The organism is Bacillus sp. GBSW19 (genome assembly GCF_002998655.1).
GTDB lineage: Bacteria > Bacillota > Bacilli > Bacillales > Bacillaceae > Bacillus.
Genome location: NZ_PVRF01000001.1, coordinates 1026539 through 1045552 on the forward strand (window position 1 = coordinate 1026539; position 19014 = coordinate 1045552).

General features: G+C 41.6%; 18 protein-coding genes. 6 read left to right on the plus strand and 12 right to left on the minus strand.

Going from position 1 to position 19014, the window contains the following annotated elements; all coding sequences use genetic code 11:
• Positions 1–97: 97 nt before the first annotated feature.
• From C6344_RS05365 to C6344_RS05375, 3 genes are all read left to right on the plus strand, one after another.
• A complete protein-coding gene (locus tag C6344_RS05365; RefSeq protein WP_106072812.1) occupies positions 98–1972 on the plus strand; it encodes a terpene cyclase/mutase family protein in 1875 nt (624 codons plus the stop codon).
• Positions 1965–2786 carry a superoxide dismutase gene (locus tag C6344_RS05370; RefSeq protein WP_060596547.1) on the plus strand — a complete coding sequence of 274 codons (822 nt, stop codon included), beginning with the start codon at positions 1965–1967 and terminating at the stop codon, positions 2784–2786. The genes C6344_RS05365 and C6344_RS05370 overlap by 8 nt, the downstream gene beginning before the upstream one ends.
• A 158-nt stretch (positions 2787–2944) precedes the next feature.
• A complete protein-coding gene (locus C6344_RS05375) occupies positions 2945–3904 on the plus strand; it encodes a bile acid:sodium symporter family protein (protein ID WP_106031090.1) in 960 nt (319 codons plus the stop codon).
• A gap of 26 nt (positions 3905–3930) precedes the next feature.
• On the opposite strand, the gene odhB is transcribed toward C6344_RS05375, so the two are convergent.
• The 7 genes from odhB to cdaS all read right to left on the minus strand — a co-directional run bounded on the left by odhB (position 3931) and on the right by cdaS (position 14150).
• Positions 3931–5187, minus strand: a complete 1257-nt coding sequence (gene odhB, locus C6344_RS05380) for a 2-oxoglutarate dehydrogenase complex dihydrolipoyllysine-residue succinyltransferase (RefSeq protein WP_034660924.1) — start codon at positions 5185–5187, stop codon at positions 3931–3933.
• Positions 5188–5201: 14 nt separating this feature from the next.
• Positions 5202–8036 carry a 2-oxoglutarate dehydrogenase E1 component gene (gene sucA, locus C6344_RS05385; RefSeq protein WP_106037312.1) on the minus strand — a complete coding sequence of 945 codons (2835 nt, stop codon included), beginning with the start codon at positions 8034–8036 and terminating at the stop codon, positions 5202–5204.
• A gap of 224 nt (positions 8037–8260) precedes the next feature.
• On the minus strand, positions 8261–10177 hold the full coding sequence (locus C6344_RS05390) for a vWA domain-containing protein (RefSeq protein ID WP_106072813.1): 1917 nt from the start codon (positions 10175–10177) through the stop codon (positions 8261–8263).
• 11 nt (positions 10178–10188) lie between these two features.
• Positions 10189–11067, minus strand: coding sequence for an ATP-binding protein (locus C6344_RS05395; RefSeq protein WP_060596551.1), 879 nt, complete (start codon positions 11065–11067; stop codon positions 10189–10191).
• Positions 11068–11156: 89 nt separating this feature from the next.
• Positions 11157–11735: a superoxide dismutase family protein gene (locus tag C6344_RS05400; RefSeq protein WP_060596552.1), complete on the minus strand. Its 579-nt coding sequence runs from the start codon at positions 11733–11735 to the stop codon at positions 11157–11159.
• Between the two features lie 76 nt (positions 11736–11811).
• The gene (locus C6344_RS05405) at positions 11812–13119 is read right to left on the minus strand and encodes a C40 family peptidase (protein WP_066030765.1); all 1308 of its coding nucleotides are present in this window, start codon (positions 13117–13119) and stop codon (positions 11812–11814) included.
• 404 nt (positions 13120–13523) lie between these two features.
• Entirely contained in the window at positions 13524–14150 is a 627-nt protein-coding gene (gene cdaS, locus C6344_RS05410; protein WP_060596554.1) for a sporulation-specific diadenylate cyclase CdaS, read from the minus strand.
• A 77-nt stretch (positions 14151–14227) separates the two neighbouring features.
• Here cdaS and C6344_RS19105 point away from each other — a divergent pair, with 77 nt between their 5' ends.
• The gene (locus tag C6344_RS19105) at positions 14228–14353 is read left to right on the plus strand and encodes a hypothetical protein (protein WP_003215647.1); all 126 of its coding nucleotides are present in this window, start codon (positions 14228–14230) and stop codon (positions 14351–14353) included.
• Between the two features lie 58 nt (positions 14354–14411).
• Positions 14412–15773, plus strand: a complete 1362-nt coding sequence (locus C6344_RS05415) for an MATE family efflux transporter (RefSeq protein WP_106039179.1) — start codon at positions 14412–14414, stop codon at positions 15771–15773.
• Between the two features lie 46 nt (positions 15774–15819).
• Here the strand turns inward: C6344_RS05415 and bshB2 are convergent, their stop codons facing one another.
• From bshB2 to rarD, 4 genes are all read right to left on the minus strand, one after another.
• Complete coding sequence (gene bshB2, locus C6344_RS05420; RefSeq protein ID WP_034660932.1) at positions 15820–16485, minus strand: bacillithiol biosynthesis deacetylase BshB2; 666 nt, start codon at positions 16483–16485, stop codon at positions 15820–15822.
• Positions 16486–16503: 18 nt separating this feature from the next.
• Positions 16504–16854, minus strand: a complete 351-nt coding sequence (locus C6344_RS05425; protein ID WP_034660934.1) for a YojF family protein — start codon at positions 16852–16854, stop codon at positions 16504–16506.
• Positions 16851–17132 (minus strand): hypothetical protein, encoded by a 282-nt coding sequence (locus tag C6344_RS05430; protein WP_034660935.1) that lies wholly within the window; start codon positions 17130–17132, stop codon positions 16851–16853. Before C6344_RS05430 ends, C6344_RS05425 begins: the two co-directional genes overlap by 4 nt.
• A 78-nt stretch (positions 17133–17210) precedes the next feature.
• Entirely contained in the window at positions 17211–18116 is a 906-nt protein-coding gene (rarD, locus tag C6344_RS05435; protein WP_095285293.1) for an EamA family transporter RarD, read from the minus strand.
• Positions 18117–18211: 95 nt separating this feature from the next.
• On the opposite strand from rarD, the gene C6344_RS05440 reads away from it, so the two are divergent.
• Complete coding sequence (locus C6344_RS05440; RefSeq protein ID WP_106072814.1) at positions 18212–18679, plus strand: Hsp20/alpha crystallin family protein; 468 nt, start codon at positions 18212–18214, stop codon at positions 18677–18679.
• 40 nt (positions 18680–18719) lie between these two features.
• Here C6344_RS05440 and C6344_RS05445 read toward each other — a convergent pair whose 3' ends face one another.
• Complete coding sequence (locus tag C6344_RS05445; RefSeq protein WP_106072815.1) at positions 18720–18950, minus strand: hypothetical protein; 231 nt, start codon at positions 18948–18950, stop codon at positions 18720–18722.
• Between the last annotated feature and the right edge of the window lie 64 nt (positions 18951–19014).

A 19014-nucleotide genomic window follows, 5' to 3' on the forward strand; every position in this document is an offset into this window, starting at 1 on the left:
TATAAAGCCGGTGACCATGTCATCGGCTTTTTTTTGTGATTGCATGTGACAGGCAGTCTCCTGAATATAGTAATAAAGGAAAGGAGCATGGCCGCATATGCAAGATTTCAAAACGAAAGTAAACGAATTTATTGATGAATTGCACATGCAAATGCTACGCAGACAACGAGAAGATGGCGCTTTTGTCTTCTGCTTTGAAGGCCCAATGATGACAAATGCTTTTTTGATTATGCTGTTAAAGGCTGTCGGTGATTCGGACCAGGCACTCGTTCATCAATTGGCAGAAGCAATTCGCGAAAAGCAAAATGAAGATGGTTCTTTTTCTTTGTATCATGATCAATCGGGACATGTAACAGCGACTGTGCAAGGCTATTGTGGAATGCTCGTTTCAGGGAGGTTTCAACAAGATGAGCCGCATATGGAAAAAGCAGCACACTTTATTCGATCAAAAGGCGGATTAAAAGACGTTCATTTTATGACAAAGTGGATGCTTGCCGTCAATGGCATGCACCCTTGGCCATACTTCTATGCGCCACTTTCATTTTTACTCATCCCTACATACTTTCCGCTGCACTTCTATCATCTTAGTGCATATGCAAGAATTCATTTTGTCCCAATGATGATTGCACTCAACAAACGATATACCTCTCATGAACAGTTTCCAAGCTTAGCACATCTTGATGCGAACATGTCTAAAAATCCTTTTGACTGGTTTATGGCAAGAGAAGAACGTTCCACTCACCACTTTCTAGCGTACATGCGGTCGTATACAGCACTCGACAGCCGCCTCGACTTTTTCGGGTATGAGGCAGCGAAGCGGTATATGTTTGACCGCCTTGAAAAAGATGGCACGCTGTACAGCTATTTAAGTGCCAGTATTTTTATGGTCTATGCACTCATGAGTCTTGGATACTCTCCAGGACATCATCTCATTTTAAAAGCAGTTAAAGGGATGAAAAAGATAGTCACTGACTGTGGGGGCAGGAAATATGCTGAGAATTCTACATCCACAGTTTGGGATACAGCGCTTGTCAGTTATGCTTCTCAGCGAGCAGGCAGAACACAAGAAGATCCAGTTATCGAAAAGTCTTTTACGTACTTATTGAACCGGCAGCAAATGAAGAAAGCAGATTGGGCGATTCATAACCGGCATGCGGCTCCGGGAGGCTTTGGTTTTTCAGATTTGAACACAAATAACCCTGATTGTGATGATACGCAAATTGTGTTAAAAGCCATTCCTCACACCTACGCACCGGTTCAGTGGAAACGAGGGTTTGATTGGCTTCTTTCCATGCAAAACCGTGATGGCGGCTTTTCTGCTTTTGAAAAAAATCAAGATCACTTCTTGCTTCGTCATCTTCCGCTCGAATCTGCTGAGGATGCGGCCATTGACCCATCTACTCCTGATATTACAGGTCGTGTGCTTCATCTCATCGGTCTTGAAGAGAACAACATGTCACCACTCATGCAAAGACAAAAAGATCATTGCGTAAAATGGCTTCTTGATCATCAAGAGAACAACGGATCATGGTTTGGCAGATGGGGCGTTTGCTATATTTATGGAACCTGGGCTGCATTAACAGGACTAAAGGCTGCTGGCATCCCCTCATCGCATCCTGCTGTTCAAAAAGCGTGTCGATTTTTAAAAACAATTCAATTGGAAGATGGCAGCTTCGGAGAATCGTGTAAAAGTGCAGAGGTAAAAAGATATGTCCCGCTCCCATTTGGAACAGTGGTTCAAACGGCTTGGGCTGCTGAGGCACTTTTACAATATGAGAAGCCGGATCACACAACAATTTTAAAAGCCATCTCATTTTTGATTCATCATCAGCACTCGAGTGAAGCCTTGCACTATCCAGTAGGCATTGGTCTTTCAAAGCAATTTTACATCACCTATCATAGCTATCCATTTGTCTTTCCAATGATGGCTTGTTCCACATTTTTAGAAGAAATGAGGCGTAAAAATGAATAAGGAAGAATATCGCATGCAGCTTAAAGATTGGCTTAGCTCCATTCAAGGTGCAGTTCAAGATGACAACATCCGTCAGAAAACAGAACATTTATCGTTCATCATGAATGATGAATATTCCAGTGAAGAAGAGTGGTACGAATTGGCTGAAAGTATTGCAGAGGATATGAAACCACTAGAAGCAATGCGAGATGTGGCAGCTGGCGACCATAAATTACCTCCGCTCCCTTACCGGTATGATGCACTAGAACCGTTTATTTCAAAAGAGATTATGTATTTGCATCACCAGAAACATCATCAATCATATGTTGATGGTCTGAACCAAGCTGAGCTTGCCTTAAAAAGAGCGAGAAGAACCAATGATTTTAAAATGATCAAGCATTGGGAACGGGAGCTTGCCTTCAATGGTGCGGGACACTATTTACATTGCATTTTTTGGTTTTCTATGAGTCCTTCAGGAAAACGAAAGCCCACTGGACAAATGCTGCGTCTCATTGAACAATCGTTTGAAAGCTATGATGCATTCAAATCCCAATTTTCAGCTGCAGCCAAACAAGTAGAAGGTGTTGGCTGGGCCATTCTTGTATGGGCACCAAGATCTCAACGATTAGAGATTTTACAAGCCGAACGCCATCAATTTCTATCACAATGGGATGTGATCCCTCTTCTAGCTCTTGACGTATGGGAACATGCCTACTATCTGCAATATCTGAATGAAAAAGCACAATATGTAGACCGTTGGTGGAATGTCGTTGACTGGCGTGAGCCAGAAGCACGACTAAAGCAAGCTCAGCAAGTGAAATGGACCCCTTTTTAAGACGATACTCCATATAGGCAAATGCTTATATGGGGGTTTTTAATTCAATTTAGTTTACATAATTTTATTATGATCATCAATATAAAGAATGGGTTGTTTTTTCAGAAAATTCGTTTAAAATATAAAAGATATGTAAGGAAAGAGAGTTGAAACAATAAATGAAGATTCTTTTAACTATTAGTCACTTTGCAGGAAGGACCTTTGCGATTTGGGTCATTGTCTTTGCACTTTTTGGATTTGCCTTTCCTGCCGAATTCTCTAAGATTGGACCGTATATTCCTTTTTTACTCGGTATTATTATGTTTGGAATGGGGCTTACCTTGTCCGCTGAAGATTTTAAAGAACTGTTTCGAAAACCTCTTTATGTTCTGATCGGGGTGCTGACGCAGTACACACTCATGCCGCTTCTTGCCTTTTTGTTAGCTTACGGACTGCGGCTTCCGTCTGAAATCGCAGTAGGAGTTGTTCTCGTAGGCTGCTGCCCAGGCGGTACAGCATCGAACGTCATGACCTTTTTGGCGAAAGGAAATACAGCTTTATCTGTAGCTGTAACCACCCTATCAACATTGCTTGCGCCGTTTTTAACCCCTGTTTTCATTTTAATTTTTGCAAGATCTTGGTTACCTGTATCACCAGAGGCTCTGTTTTTATCCATTGTACAAGTTGTCTTAATCCCTATTATTTTAGGTATTCTTGTGAAATTGTTTTTTAAAAAACAAGTATCGTATGCGGTTCAAGCACTGCCGCTTGTATCTGTTGCCGGAATTGTGGTGATCATTGCTGCGGTTGTCAGTGCAAATAAAGAGCAGATTCTTCAATCTGGACTGCTGATATTGGCGGTTGTTATATTACATAATGGACTTGGTCTTTTATTTGGTTACCTGATCGCAAAGTGGTGCAAAATGGATATCCCTTCTCGTAGAGCGATCTCGATCGAAGTTGGCATGCAAAACTCTGGACTCGGTGCAGCTCTAGCAACAGCGCACTTCTCGCCACTTGCAGCCGTTCCAAGTGCCATTTTTAGTGTGTGGCATAATTTATCTGGTTCCTGGCTTGCAACATATTGGTCAAAAAAAGGAAATCCTGAGAATGAAAAAGAAAAAAAGCTAGCACCTTAACGGGTGCTAGCTTTTCAAATTGGAGATTATCCTTCAAGCAATAGCTGCTCCGGATCTTCAAGCAAGTTTTTAATCGTGACAAGGAATCCAACTGCTTCTTTACCATCGACAATTCGGTGGTCGTAAGAAAGAGCTAAATACATCATCGGACGGTTTTCAAAACGTTCTTCATCAATTGCCACAGGACGAAGCTGAATTTTATGCATACCTAAAATTCCAACTTGAGGGCTGTTTAAAATTGGTGTTGAAAGCAGTGAACCGAATGTTCCACCGTTAGTGATCGTGAATGATCCACCTTGTAGCTCATTCAGAGACAATTTGTTATCTCTTGCTTTTTTCGCAAGATGACCAATTTCCTTTTCAATCCCTGCAAACGACAATCTGTCTGCATCACGGACAACCGGTACGACAAGTCCTTCGTTTGCAGCAACAGCGATGCCGATGTCATAGAATTTCTTCAAGACAAGCTCATCACCTTGAATTTCTGCGTTAAGTAGCGGATATTTCTTCAGTGCTGCTACAACTGCTTTTGTGAAGAAGGACATGAAGCCAAGCTTTACATCATTTTGTTCAAGGAACGCATCTTTACGGCGCTTTCTTAAGTCCATCACAGCCGTCATATCTACTTCATTAAATGTCGTCAGCATCGCAGCCGTTTGCTGAACCTCAACTAAACGTTTTGCAATCGTTTGTCTGCGGCGTGACATTCTCTCACGTTCAACAGGCTTTCCTGGTTGCTCATTTTGCACCGCAGCATTTGCTTTTGGCGCGGCTTTCGGTGCACTTGCAGGTGCTTCATTCTTTTGATAAGAAGCGACATCCTGCTTTCGTACCCTGCCCAGCGGATCTACGGTTGGAATCTCAGATAAGTCTAGTCCCTTCTCTCTCGCTAGTTTTCTAGCTGCAGGAGAAGCGATGGTTCTGCCATTACCAGATTTCGGCTCTTCTTTCACTGCTTCTTCTTTTTGAGCAGCTGCCGGTTCTTCTTTCGAAGCTGGTGCAGACTCTTGCTCAGGTGCTGGAGCTGCGGACTCGCTTCCGCCAGCTTCACCTGCTGCAATTGTTCCGATGACTTCTCCAACTTGTACAGTGTCACCAGAATCCTTCAGCACTTCTTTCAGTACACCAGATTCTTCGGCTGTCAGTTCGACATTGACTTTATCTGTTTCAAGTTCTAACAGGTATTCTCCCTGCTCCACATAATCGCCCGGCTGCTTTAGCCATTGGGCAATCGTTCCTTCCGAGATCGATTCCGCTAATTCAGGTACTTTAATTTCCGCCATTTTTCATTTCCCCCTTAGTTTTTGCGAGTCAAGCTATCAGATACAATTCGTTCTTGTTCTTTTTTATGCACAGTTGGATCACCCTCAGCCGTACTTGAACGTCTTCTTCGGCCGATATAACGTACTTTTACTTTTTCAGGCGCAATTTCACGTAAATATGGCTCAATGTATCCCCAAGCCCCCATATTTTGTGGCTCTTCTTGCACCCATACGATTTCTTCTAAGTTTTTTAGTTTCGATAAAATCGCTTTAATATCTTTGGCTGGGAATGGATATAGTTGTTCCACTCTCGCAATGTGAAGCCAATCTTTCGGCTCTTCCATTTGGGTAAAACGATCACTAATATCGATTGATACCTTCCCGCTAGATAGCACGAGGCGCGATACTTTTTCGTGATCATGCACAAGGCCTGGCTGTTCAAGAACTGGACGGAACTGCCCATCCGTTAATTCCTGGACTTCAGACAATGTGTTCGGGTTACGAAGCAGACTCTTCGGTGTCATGATGACAAGCGGACGAATCTCTTCACGAAGCAGCATTTTCGCCTGTCTTCTAAGGATATGGAAGTATTGTGCTGCACTTGTCAAGTTCGCCACTGTCCAGTTATTCTCAGCAGCTGATTGCAGGAAACGCTCTGTTCTACCACTTGAATGTTCAGGTCCTTGTCCTTCATATCCATGCGGCAAGAGCATCACTAGACCTGATTTTTGCCCCCATTTTGCGCGGCCAGCTGAAATAAATTGATCGAAATACACTTGAGCCGCATTTGCGAAGTCTCCAAATTGAGCCTCCCAAATGACTAACGTTTCAGGAGAATAGACATTATAACCATATTCAAATCCGATCACTGAGCCCTCTGACAGTGGACTATTATGAACAGTAAATGATGCGTTTGCATCACTCAGCTCATGAAGAGCAATAAATTCATCTCCAGTTTGACTGTCGTGAAGAACAAGGTTTCTTTGAGCAAAAGTACCGCGCTCTGAATCCTGTCCGGTCATTCGAATTGGCGTACCGTCTTTTAATATAGATGCAAATGCAAGTGCTTCCCCAAGCGACCATTCTACTTTACGGTCATCTGTAAACACTTTTGCACGTTTTTCAAGGATCCGCTTGAGCTTACCAAATACTTGGAAATCCTCCGGCCAGCTGATCAATTCTTCATTCAGCTTTCGTAATACATCAAATTCTACTGATGTATCTACTGCTGGGAAGCCATTTGATACTGGTTCTGGCAGTTCAATTTCTTGAATCGTATGCTCTTTCTTTGAAGGCACCTTTTGATAGGCTTCTTCTATTTTCGTCGCTACAGCCTGCTCGATTTCTTCACGCTGCTCTTTCGTTAGAAGACCTTCTGTAACAAGTTTATCTGCAAAGATATTCTTGACCGTTTTGTGCTTTCTGACTGCATCGTACAGCATCGGCTGAGTCGTAGAAGGCTCATCCATTTCGTTATGACCGAATCTGCGGTAACCGATCAAGTCAATTAAGAAATCCTTCTTAAAGCGTTTGCGGTATTCTACAGCTAGCTGAACAGCAGCTAAACATGCTTCTGGATCATCTGCATTGACGTGAACAATTGGAATCTCAAATCCTTTTGCAAGGTCACTTGCATATTTTGTTGAGCGAGATTCATTGCTTTCTGTTGTAAATCCGATCATATTGTTTGCAATGATATGGATTGTTCCGCCCACCTGATAGCCTACAAGTTGACTTAAATTTAATGTTTCTGCCACAATTCCTTCTCCAGGAAATGCCGCATCACCATGAATTAAGATGGCTAATGCCTTTTCAACGTCTTGGGCTGGATAACCTTTTTGAGTACGTGTTTCCTGAGCGGCACGTGTGCTTCCTTCAATGATTGGATCAATGAATTCCAAGTGACTTGGGTTATTGGCAAGCGTAACTCTTGCACTCTTTGTATCTTCGTCTTTAATTTGGCGATCTGCTCCAAGATGGTACTTTACATCACCTGTCCACCCGTAGCTGATGCCGATAGAGCCTTCTGATGGAACAAGCTCTTTATTTGGCGCATGCTGGAATTCTGAGAAAATAATCTCATATGGTTTTCCTAACACATGTGCTAATACATTTAAACGGCCTCTGTGTGCCATTCCAATGTTAATATTTGAAGTCCCTTGTGTAACAGACTCTGAAATAATTTCATCAAGTACTGGGACAAGTGCGTCTAATCCTTCTATTGAGAAGCGCTTTTGCCCAACAAATGTTTTATGAAGAAACTGTTCGAACTGCTCAACTTCTGTTAATCTCTTGAAAACAGAAACTAGTTTATCCGCTGGCTTTTTCTTAAATAGTTCACCAGACTCAATCGATTTTGAGAGCCAGTTTCGTTCTTCGAAATCATGCACGTGATCAAACTCAAATGAAATGGTACGCTTATACGTATTTCTCAAATGGTTAATGGCTTCTATGCCGTTTGAAATGTGTTTTGGTGCGTCAGGACTAATAATAGATATTGGAATATTCTTGACGTCTTCTTCTGTTAAACCGTACTCCTTTAAAGGAAACAGCTCTTGTAATTCCTTTTCTTTGCGAAGAGGATTGACGGAAGCATTTAAATGGCCATACGTTCTGATGTCTTCTGCCAGTTTAACGACTGATGCTATCTTTTGGATTTGTTCAGAAGTAACTACGCTATTTTCTTTTTTCCCAATTTCCTCCTTCATTTCACTCGGTGGTGCACCAAGTTCATCAAATATGCCTCTTAGATCTTCATCAACACTAGTAGGATCCTGGACATACTGATCGTAGAGCTCGAGCACATAGCCGAGGTTCGGACCATGAAATTCTTCCCAACTCAACGGTTGTTTCACATCATTTTGAAACATTTTGAACACTACCCCCAACTTTGATCATCAAGTGATTGAACACTATCTCGATATAACTTCCAGAACACAATGACCAAATTTATGTAATAAAACGCTTCCAATAATATTCTACCACTGTTTCGGATTACTTTCTACATTCTTTGTTCAATTAAAGATAAAAAATTCACAGAAAAACAAAAAATTTAAATCATTCCGAAAAATATTTTGAAGAAAGGGGCAAAACCTTATGCCCCAATGCTTTTATGCAGTAATTTTTTCAGTAATGGATATAAAACATCCGGCAATGTATCGACATCTGGTACAAAAATGCTGAACTTGCCATACATATCTTGAATGGTTTTTATCTGTGCTTCTTCGATCGGCGAATTGGATAAAAACACATTGATCACCTCAATGCCCTTTTTCCTCGCCTCAAGAACTGCTTCATGTGTATCGACGATCCCATTTTGTTCGTAGCTGAAGGCAGCTGGCTCTCCGTCTGAAAAGACAATGAGAAACTTTTGCTCTTCTCTTCGTTTTAAAATCATTTTTGTCATTTGGCGAATCGCATAGCCATCCCGGTTATCCTCTTCTGGTTCAAGGGACATAATGGAAGGACCTGCATCAAATAAAGAATCTTTGAACGACACGACCGTGTTGAAATAGTTCGGCTGACTGGTTTCGGTTGCGTCGTTTGTATCTTCCCAAAATCCTACAATTTGATGTGGGACTTGAACGGATTTTAACGCTTCATGAAATAGAACAATTCCTTTTTTCGTCTCGTCCATCTTGTCAAACATGCTGGCAGAACAGTCTACTAATAAAGTGAAAACAGCATCAATCTCCGAAGAAGGTGCCTGTTTTTTATAGAAAAGACGCGGGTTAGACACTGTAAAATAACGAATCAGCTTTTTACTCAGACGCCCTGCATGAAGGTCCGTTTTTGGCCATGATTTTTTGTGTTCGAGCGTTTTTTGAATCATCTGTTTTAAGCGTTTCTGATAAGGCTCAATCTCCTTAGCGTGCTGCTTGTATACATCGATTTGTTCTGGCGCGGGAGGATCAGGTGAAATCATGACTGGAAACGCATATTTGTTCTCTTTTCCATTCTCATGAGCATCCGCCCCGCTTTCTTCCCCTTCAGCCTCTTCCAGCGCCTCAAGCTTTGAATAATCTTTTCGGTATGTTTGCTTGGCAGAGCCTTGGACAGTGCCGAGTGCTTGATCTCCGTCATCGCCTTCTCTTGCTGCATCCTTCCCGAGATCACTTTTACCGCCGTGCTCTAAATCAAATTGAAGGAAGCTTTTTGACGGCGCTTCTGTTTCTCGATGCCACACTTCCATATACTCCTGGTGGATATCTTCATCGCCCTCTTTTTCCCGGTCGACTTTGATGTCCTCACTTAATTTAGGTTTTCTTTTCAAGTCATGAAACAGCGGTTCTTTTGCCGCTTTTTCATAGTCCAATTCCGGGAAGAAAAAGTACGTATTCAGCATATCCTTATCAAGAAGCTCATCAAAGCCTTCCATTAATTCTTTGACAATGACTGCGATATCTCCGGTTGAACCCGCTTCATATACACGCTCAAGACTTGATTCAACAAACGGAATCATTGGGTTGATCCGCTCGTGTAGAGGCGGAATCTCTTCCAGCGGCGAATCAGCTGTCAGCTTCACATACATTGCACAATAGAGTGCATCCGTTAGAATGCTTCGCTCTTGGTTAATTGTTAATTGCGTCTTAAAGTGTCGCCGGTACAGCTCTCTTCTTCGTTTAAATACCTTTTTTGTTCCTGGGCGATCGCGTTTAATTCGCTCTTCAATCCGGATATCTTCAAACAGCATAAACAATTGTTTACATAGATCAGGAATGGAAATTGTATGGGCATAGCGAATAATTTCCTGAAAGACAGTCAGATCACTATAAACGGTTCCTACTGCACGGAGGAACACATCACTTTTTAGCCCGGCTGTCATGTCTTCTTGTTTACGATCATCCCAAAAATGGCTGATGAAAATTTTCTTTTCAAAAGGCTCATAGTAAGAATGCACTCCGTATTCAAGCTCGACATCATCACTTTTTGCTAACGTTTTAGCTAAATCCGTTAATTCCATAAATAAAAATGAATCGATTCTGCTGTCATTAAATTTGATGAATTTCAAAAGTCAGAACCTCACTCGAATAATGTTTGGGCAATATTTCTTACCGCTGCTTTTTCCCGGTCATCTTCTAGCTTTTCAACAATCCCTCGTTCAACTGCACGAAGCGGCGGGATGTATTGCGCAAGATCACATGTGTCTAGGAGTGCGCGAATAGATGCAGCTTCTTCACTTACCTGCCCGTTGTGCGCCTGTGTAATGAGGTCTGATGAGAGCTGCACGAATTGATCGATTAACCGTTCATCCTTTAATACAGATTGAGATTGCAGTACATCCTTTAGGATACCGCCGCCAATATATGGAACGTCAATCACAACAAAACGGTTTTTTAACGCTTCATTTAGAGGCACTGTGCCGACATAGCCTTCATTGATTGCCGCAATCACGCCAAAGCCTTCATCTGCTCTAACGACCTCGCCTGTAAATGGGTTTGTCATCATTTTTCTGTAGTCGAGTACGCCGTTTAAAATAGGCAGTGTTTCCGGCTTCGCCATGTTGATTTCATCAATATATAAAAGATGGCCTTTTTTCATCGCTTTCGTTACGGGTCCTTCAATAAATTCAATAGAAGCAACTTGACCATCATTGTGAATGGTTTTATAGCCAATCAAACTTTCTGCATCAAGATCAACCGAGCAGTTCACACTATGCATCGGCTGCTGAAAGAAAGCAGATAAAGTTTCTGCTAGTTTTGTTTTACCTGACCCAGTGGGCCCCTTTAAAAGAACGTTTTTGCCGAGTGCTAGTGCAATCATAGCATCTTGTATGATAAACGTATCCTGTGATTCATAGCCGCCTGTTCCAATAAGCGGACGGAATTCTTCTTCTAGTCCTTTTGCTTTTGCTTCAATCATTGCTTGAATTTCTTCTGGGAGTGATTGTTCGTTAAACATTTATGATTAATTCCTCTCTTCGATCATTTTCCTCACCAAGTATACTAAAAAAACCTTTATGCACTCAATACATAAAGGCTAGACATCTGTTATTTTACCATTTCTTTTGTAATCGCTCCGCAAGCGATGCGTTTCCCTGAGTTTCCAGAAGGGTTGCTTAAGTAATCATCTGCTTCTGCATGAATGATAAAGCTCCGCCCATTATGATCGATTAATTGGTTTGGACCTCCCTTTAACGTCACATCTGGTACATTCACGACAACATCAATTTTTCCATCTGCCCCAACTTCTAAATTAGGCATATCTCCAGCGTGGTGGCCTTTTGGGTTATCAAATCCATGCTCCCGGTGTGTTGGATTAAAGTGAGCCCCTGCCGTTTCAAAATCTGGCGCTTCACATACTCCTGTTTCGTGAATATGGAAGCCATGAGGACCTGGCGGCAGATCTTTCGCTTTCACATGTAAATCCAGCCCATTTTCCGAGGAATCTCTTACTTCGATGCTGCCTATTTTTTGCCCGTTTTCATTGATGAGTGTCGTGATAACCGGTGCTTGTTTAGGTGCTGCAACCTCACTGGTTTCTTCTGTCGTTTCTTTTTTCGGCGGTGCATGACATGCTGTTGCGACAAAGACCAGACACATCATGATCATCCACACTGACTTTTTCATATGACTGCCCCCTTTTGATATCAGTATGGACAATCTGATCAATAGGCAAACAAAAAAAGCCGAAAATCGGCTTTTTTTAGAAGAAACGTTTTGCACCTAAATAGGCTTTTTTCCAATATGGGTTGCTTAAGTTCGAGATCCCAACTCCGCTGTCACTTGCATGAAGGAAATCTCCTCCGCCAAGGTATAGTCCCATATGAGATGGACCCGCTTTGTATGTTGTGAAATAAACAAAATCGCCAACCTGAGGTGTGCTCACAGGTTTCATCATACTCCAGTAGCCTGCTGTGCTTAATCTGGATACAGACGAAACTTTATTAATGAGGTAATAAACAAAGCCGCTGCAGTCAAAACCAGATGGTGTATTGCCGCCCCATCTGTAAGGAATACCTGTCAGCTTTTTCCCTTCTTGGATCATCGTCGTGATTTTTGCATTCATCGGCACATCATTTTTGTTATTATTGACCGGAGTTGTTGAACCGTTAGACGTAGAACCATTCGACCCAGTTGAGCCTGAAGCTGCACCATTAATTTTTAGAACTTGTCCAATTCTAAGCACATCGCTTTTTAAGCTGTTGGCTGTGCGGATGGATTGAACCTGCACTTTAAATTGATTCGCAATTTTCCATAAGGAATCGCCTGATTTTACAGTATAAGATGTCGCTTTCCCGCTTGAAGGCGGGTTGCTTGGTTTAGCAGGTGCTTTCGGCTGACTTGGTTTTGATGCAGCCGTCCCTTTTACTTTCAATACTTGATTCGGATAAATCATATCAGATTTTATCCCATTCAATGTTTTGATTTCACCAATCGACATATTGAGCGAATTCGCAATTTTCCAGAGAGAATCTCCTAATTTAACCTTGTATGTACTTGATGAGGATGAACTATTTGAGTTCGTTGTCTTATTGTTTGAGCTGGAATTTGAAGAGGAGTTTGATGACTGGCCCCCGCTTGTCTTCGTACTTCCAGATACCTTTAGCTTTTGTCCAGGACGAATTAAGTCACTGTTTAAGCTGTTTAGACTTTTTAAGCTTGCGACTGACATTTTATGATTTTTTGCAATGAGCCATAAAGAATCTCCAAGCTTTACAGTGTAGCTTGATGTCGTTGAAGCATTTGATTTCGTTGCTTTTGATCCAGTTGACGAGCTGGATTTTTTGCTTTTTGCGCCAGGAATTTTCAAGCTTTGCCCTGCAAAAATCATCGTCGTTTTTAGTTGATTAAGAGATTGAAGTTCCGAAATACTTGTATTGTACTGTTCGGCAATCTTCCAAAGTGAGTCACCGCTTTTCACTTTGATCGTCTGTGCTTCTGCCGGTGCAGCAAACACAGCTGAGCCAGCGATCGCTGAAACTGTGAGGCCGGTTACTACTTTTTTCTTCATAGATGAATCTCCGCCTTTCATATTTCATTCAATAAGACTTATGCACTAGTTTTGAGTTTAGCATTTAATGGTTCTGCTTCTCTTGCACTATTTTATCTTTATTTCTATTATATTACTCGACATGTAGACTTTGGGCAATAACAAATAGGCTAAAGCAGCCAACTCAAAATGCTAAAACAAAGCCATATCGTTTCTATCGGCAGTTTGCTGTATTTATAAACATTTTTTAAGGAATTTTTAAGTTGACGTTTAGAAATTTGTCAAAACAAGCACGGTGCTAGTTTCATAGTTCTATTCTACATGACAAATTTTTCTGTATCAAATGACTTTTTACTCAATTGGCTGTTTTTTCTCCTCAAATGAAAAAAAGCATCCTTCCGAATGAAGAATGCAGCGATTCATTTTTATTTCCTTATTTCAGGTTCTTTTACAGTGAGCGGATAAAGGACTCCTTCTTTCGCAAACGACATTTTTCCCGTTTCTTCTGATACGACGAGAACAAGTGCATCGGTCATACCAGAGAGTCCGATCGCGGCCCTGTGTCTTGTCCCGAGAGAAGGATTAACTTTTTTTGAAGTAAGCGGGAGCACATTTGCAGCAGATACGAGTGTATTCTCTTTGACTAAAAGAGCACCATCATGAAGTGGATTTCCTGGGTAGAAAATGCTTTCTATTAATGAAGCACTAATTTTCGCATGAAGATTTGTCCCTTTTTGAATAAAATCCTCAACCTCATCACGCCTTTGAATCACAATAAGTGCCCCGTGTTTTTGTTTTGATAAGTTCTCAATGGCTAACGAAAATTGAGCAAATCCAGGTGTGAATTCTTCCATATACGATTGCAAATAAAACGAGGAAGCCTCTGCGTGCATTTCATTAAACTCATCATGTAATGACTCGAGATCACAAAGTAGACATTGCTCGATCTCATCAAGAGAATCGATAATGTCACTTGCATCCTTCATGATTTTCATCAAGTGTGTTCTCATGTCCACTTTAAATAGCGCTTCTTCATTCGTACGATTGATCATTTGACCTTTTCCCTCCTCCTTTTGTTGTCATAAAATAACAAATTATGCGCATTCTATTGATATGGAGGTGACTTAATATGACCATTCAGAAAGTGATTCAATATGCTTGCAGCATTTTAGGTGTTGTCAGTCTTTCCTTTATTTATGCCCAAATGTTTAAAAAAACGAAGCCATCTAAGAAAAATAATCCGACGGAGAATTGATTTTTTTACATAGCATGATATAATCCTCTCGTTATTTCTGTTCAGAGAGGAACTTATGATGAGAGAAACAAATAGCATTCGAGCTAAGGTGACACTATTTTTAACCATTTTGATTCCGATTTTAATCACTCAAGCGGGTCTTTCGCTTATTACGTTTTTAGACACCGTAATGTCTGGAAAAGTGAGTGCAGAAGACCTTGCGGGTGTTGCGATCGGTTCTAGTATTTGGACACCCGTTTATACAGGACTTGCCGGTATATTAATGGCCGTTACGCCGATTGTCGCTCAGCTGATGGGCGCTGGGCATAAAAAAGATGTTCCCAAGGCTGTCTTTCAGGCGATTTATTTATCCTTTCTTTTAAGTATCGGTGTGATTGCGATTGGTACAATCAGCATCCCTTACGTATTAGGTGGACTTGGACTTGAGCAATCCGTAGAGGATATTGCGCGGCATTTTCTCAGTTTTCTTGCTTTTGGTATCATCCCGCTGTTTGGTTATTCGGTACTCAGGTCATTTATTGATGCATTAGGGAAAACACGTGTGACGATGTTCATCACGTTAACAGCACTTCCTATTAACTTTGCTTTAAACTATGTATTTATTTTTGGGAATTTTGGCTTTCCAAAGCTTGGCGGTGCGGGAGCTGGCCTTGCATCTGCGATGACGTATTGGGCCATTTTCATCATGAGTATCTGTATTGTCATGAAAGCAGAACCATTTGCCTCATTTCGTTTGTTTCAAAAACTGCCTCGAATCAATATCTCCCGTATGGGGCAAATACTGAAAATCGGTCTTCCTATTGGGTTTGCGATCTTTTTTGAAACGAGTATCTTTGCAGCTGTCACGCTGTTAATGGGTCACTTTGATACTGTGACGATTGCAAGTCACCAGGCTGCGATGAACTTTGCTTCTATCTTATATATTTTACCGCTCAGTATCTCAATGGCTTTAACAATTGTCGTTGGGTTTGAATCCGGTGCCAAGCGGTATAAAGACGCGCAAAACTACAGCTATATCGGAATTGGAACGGCGGTATTATTCTCATTGTGTACGGCGGCACTCATTTTGTTATTTAGACCAGAGATTGCTGGTTTATACACAGCTGAATCGGCTGTTTTACAGTTGACACAGCACTTTTTGATTTATGCGATCTTTTTCCAGCTGTCAGATGCAATTGCTGCACCCATTCAAGGGGCTCTGCGCGGCTATAAAGATGTGAACTATACGCTCATTGCCGCATTTGTTTCTTACTGGGTGATCGGCCTTCCTTCCGGCTATTTGATTGGCACCTATACCTCATTTGGGGCATTTGGCTATTGGATTGGTCTCATTGCAGGACTTGCCGCTGGTGCCGTCGTCCTCTTTATCCGCCTCAGGTTGATTGAAAAACGCTTGCTTCAGCAAGCGCCCAATCACTAAAGACGACACAAAAAAAGCAGCTGATCGATGTCAGCTGCTTTTTTATTTAGTCATTCCATTGGTACGTCCAGAAAATTTCTTCATCGAACCATTTTTGGACGACAGGTTCTTTGTTTTTCAGCTTCTGTTCAAGCTCTCTCAGCATGCCTTCTGTTTGCGTTCTATGCGCTCTCAGTGCATTTAATTTGATATCTGCTACATCTGTAATGTCGATCATAATATCTGCATTTCCCAGCACTTCTTCTCTATTTCTCGTAATGGCCATGCAGTATGTGACAGGACGGTCTTCTTTTTTCTTACGGTAAAGAGCACGAATAACCGCTTCGCCTGTCGCATCATGATCAGGGTGTACACCGTGTCCTGGATAAAACGTCACAATGAGTGTCGGTTTGACTTCATCAATGATGTTTTCCATCACATCAGCTAAATACTCGTCGTCTTCAAATTCCAATGTTTTATCACGAAGTCCAAGCATACGTAAGTCTGTGATATCCATTTCTTTGCAGGCATTGATTAATTCCTGTTTTCTTAATTCAGGAAGTGTTTCACGATTGGCATATGTTGGGCTGCCCATATTTCTGCCCATTTCCCCAAGTGTCCCGCATGCATACGTGACTGGGATTCCGCGTTTTCTGCTTTGTGCAATGAGACCTGCAACCCCAAAGGATTCATCATCTGGGTGAGGCAACATCACTAGTACATGTTCGTTCATGACTCGTCACCCTTTCTTCTACACCTGAAATGGTGTTTCACTAATTTGTAATGAGATCGCTAGTTTTCCGTCTGGCAAGTGCCCTGCTAACAGCAGGCGGCCATGGTCATCAAACACATAATCCGTTAATCCTTCTGCGTAAATCCAGCCATCTTCTGTTTTCATTCCAACACGGTACGGACCTTGTCCTTTTATTTTCGCCTGTGAATAGACGACTTTCGCATTTCGGATATATGCCACGACCGTCATATTTTGTTCATTTACATGAGCTGAATAAGAACCAGTTGTCGTTTCAAGATGAACGAAAACTGGACGATTTAAAAACGATTCAAGATGTGTTGTGACATCTTCCGTTTGAATTGGTTTCATGAGTGGTTCCTTCCTTCATTTTGAATTAATTCTCGCAGCTTTTTTGTATGTAAGCTGATCAGCTGCAGCTGATGATCATGCTCAAGCTCACTTTCTAATATTCTCTCTACAGCGAGCACATATTTTTGATGGAATGATTTTCTCGCCCGCGGATGAGTGCGCGCATCGCTTAAATCATCACATATCGCCTCGAGTAAAGAAGACATATCATCGACATCAAGCTGACGATTTTTCCATAAAGATTGATAAGCGGCTGCAAGCTCATTGGCAGATGACATGTAATCACCTCTACAGTTTTGGTAACAACTTATTATGACATGATCCGCATTCAAAAAAAAGCAAACTGCTTGTTCCACTTAATGAGAATTCGCTGTTTTTTTCATGCGTAATTGAGAGGTAGTAAATAATAAAATCGCCACCCAGATACAAAGAAACGTCACGATTTTAGCTGAAGATAAATGCTCGTGATACACAAATAACCCCAAAAACAGCGTAATCGTCGGTGCAATGTATTGTAAAATGCCCACTTGATAAAGAGGAATTCTTTTTGCGCCTTCAGAGAATAAAAGAAGTGGCACCGCTGTAAAGACCCCTGCAAAGAATAAGAGACCAAGCGATCCGAAGCTGTTAGGATTCATTGTCACCACAGGTTCTTTTAAGAAGAACAATAAGTACACAAGGGCCGCCGGGGCTAAAAGCAGCGTTTCAATTGTCAATCCAATTGCACTCGTGAAGCTCATTCTTTTTTTAATCAATCCATAAAAACCGAAGCTAAAGGCAAGTAATATCGCAACGACAGGAAATGAACCGTACTGAATCGTGGAAAGAATCACCCCAGTGGCGGCAATTAGTATCGCAATGGTTTGTAATTTATTGAGCCGCTCTTTCAAGAAAATGATGCCTAGTAAAACAGAGACAAGCGGATTAATATAATACCCTAAACTAGCTTCTAGCATGAGATGGTGATTGACTGCCCAAATGTACACATACCAGTTAACCGAAATTAAAATAGCAGATAAAAGTAGTGAAAAAAGTGCTTTACCATCCAGCATGAGACCCTTCACTGTCTGCATCGCCGGCCGGACTTGTTTTAAATACAGAAGAATACCGCACATAAAAACAAATGACCATAAAATTCTGTGCGCTAAAATTTCGCCTGACGAAATATGCTCCATCAGTTTCCAATATAAAGGGAATAATCCCCATAATGTAAAAGATGCTGCCGTATAGAGAACACCTTTTGATTGTTGCTGATCGTTCAATCTAACCATTCCTTTCTAAACCTATCGTATATTATAGCACGCACTCAGGTGAATGGGCATATACTAATTCAGGGCATTTAGAAAGGATGATTTGCATGTTTGACTGGAACCGATTATTCCCTTTTCAAAAGCAATTTTCAAAAGAAGCCTTAAAGAATTCAGACCCTAAAGACGTTGAGCAGTACGTCAATCAAGTGATGGAAAGTGTATTCGGCTCCAATTATCCTGCTCAGTTCCCTTTTCAGGATCCACTCTCTCAACATCAAAAAACAAGAGAAACAGACGTCAAAAAAGAACCCGAAGTGGAAGTGTTCGAAACCACTGATCACGTGTTCGTTAAAATTGAGCTTGCTCGGCCGAACACAGAAAAAGTAAAAATCAAACATACAGCCAACCTGCTGTTTATTGATCATTTTCCTGAGGAAGGCACGCAGAAGAAAGTTGTCCTTCCTGCTGCTGTAAAAAGAAAAGGAACGAAGGCTTCGTATCAGGACGGTATTTTGGAGATTATGTTTTTAAAGCATGATGATCCGGGGATCTCTGAAATCGATATTCCATTATAAAAAGCCTGCTTTCATATAGAAGCAGGCTTACTCTTTTTTCTTAATAGTATGGTGGATATCCGCCGCCATAAGGTGGTGGAGCAGGCGGTGGTGGCGCAGGCGGTGGTGGCGGGTAATATGGACGGGGATAATTAAAAATCGCACTTCCTAAAAATCCGCCAAGCAGTCCGCCGACTAAAGGAGCGCCAAAACCAAAAAACAAAGGGACTCTGGATTCATATGGCGGAATGCCAGGGGCGCCGCCTCGGAAATACGGAGTATGAGGGTACATGCATTTCTCCTCCTTTGTCATGTGCCTAACATCAGCATATTCATCAGGCGTCAAAACGTTTGGG

Excerpts from the sequence above, each read along its gene's own strand:
- C6344_RS05440 (WP_106072814.1), top strand. The coding sequence starts at position 18,212 with ATGTTTGACTGGAACCGATTATTCCCTTTTCAAAAGCAATTTTCAAAA.
- C6344_RS05405 (WP_066030765.1), bottom strand. The coding sequence starts at position 13,119 with ATGAAGAAAAAAGTAGTAACCGGCCTCACAGTTTCAGCGATCGCTGGC.
- C6344_RS05415 (WP_106039179.1), top strand. The coding sequence starts at position 14,412 with ATGAGAGAAACAAATAGCATTCGAGCTAAGGTGACACTATTTTTAACC.
- cdaS (WP_060596554.1), bottom strand. The coding sequence starts at position 14,150 with ATGATCAATCGTACGAATGAAGAAGCGCTATTTAAAGTGGACATGAGA.
- odhB (WP_034660924.1), bottom strand. The coding sequence starts at position 5,187 with ATGGCGGAAATTAAAGTACCTGAATTAGCGGAATCGATCTCGGAAGGA.
- sucA (WP_106037312.1), bottom strand. The coding sequence starts at position 8,036 with ATGTTTCAAAATGATGTGAAACAACCGTTGAGTTGGGAAGAATTTCAT.
- C6344_RS05365 (WP_106072812.1), top strand. The coding sequence starts at position 98 with ATGCAAGATTTCAAAACGAAAGTAAACGAATTTATTGATGAATTGCAC.
- C6344_RS05425 (WP_034660934.1), bottom strand. The coding sequence starts at position 16,854 with ATGAAACCAATTCAAACGGAAGATGTCACAACACATCTTGAATCGTTT.
- C6344_RS05370 (WP_060596547.1), top strand. The coding sequence starts at position 1,965 with ATGAATAAGGAAGAATATCGCATGCAGCTTAAAGATTGGCTTAGCTCC.
- C6344_RS05375 (WP_106031090.1), top strand. The coding sequence starts at position 2,945 with ATGAAGATTCTTTTAACTATTAGTCACTTTGCAGGAAGGACCTTTGCG.
- bshB2 (WP_034660932.1), bottom strand. The coding sequence starts at position 16,485 with ATGAACGAACATGTACTAGTGATGTTGCCTCACCCAGATGATGAATCC.
- C6344_RS19105 (WP_003215647.1), top strand. The coding sequence starts at position 14,228 with ATGACCATTCAGAAAGTGATTCAATATGCTTGCAGCATTTTAGGTGTT.
- C6344_RS05430 (WP_034660935.1), bottom strand. The coding sequence starts at position 17,132 with ATGTCATCTGCCAATGAGCTTGCAGCCGCTTATCAATCTTTATGGAAA.
- C6344_RS05395 (WP_060596551.1), bottom strand. The coding sequence starts at position 11,067 with ATGTTTAACGAACAATCACTCCCAGAAGAAATTCAAGCAATGATTGAA.
- C6344_RS05445 (WP_106072815.1), bottom strand. The coding sequence starts at position 18,950 with ATGTACCCTCATACTCCGTATTTCCGAGGCGGCGCCCCTGGCATTCCG.
- C6344_RS05400 (WP_060596552.1), bottom strand. The coding sequence starts at position 11,735 with ATGAAAAAGTCAGTGTGGATGATCATGATGTGTCTGGTCTTTGTCGCA.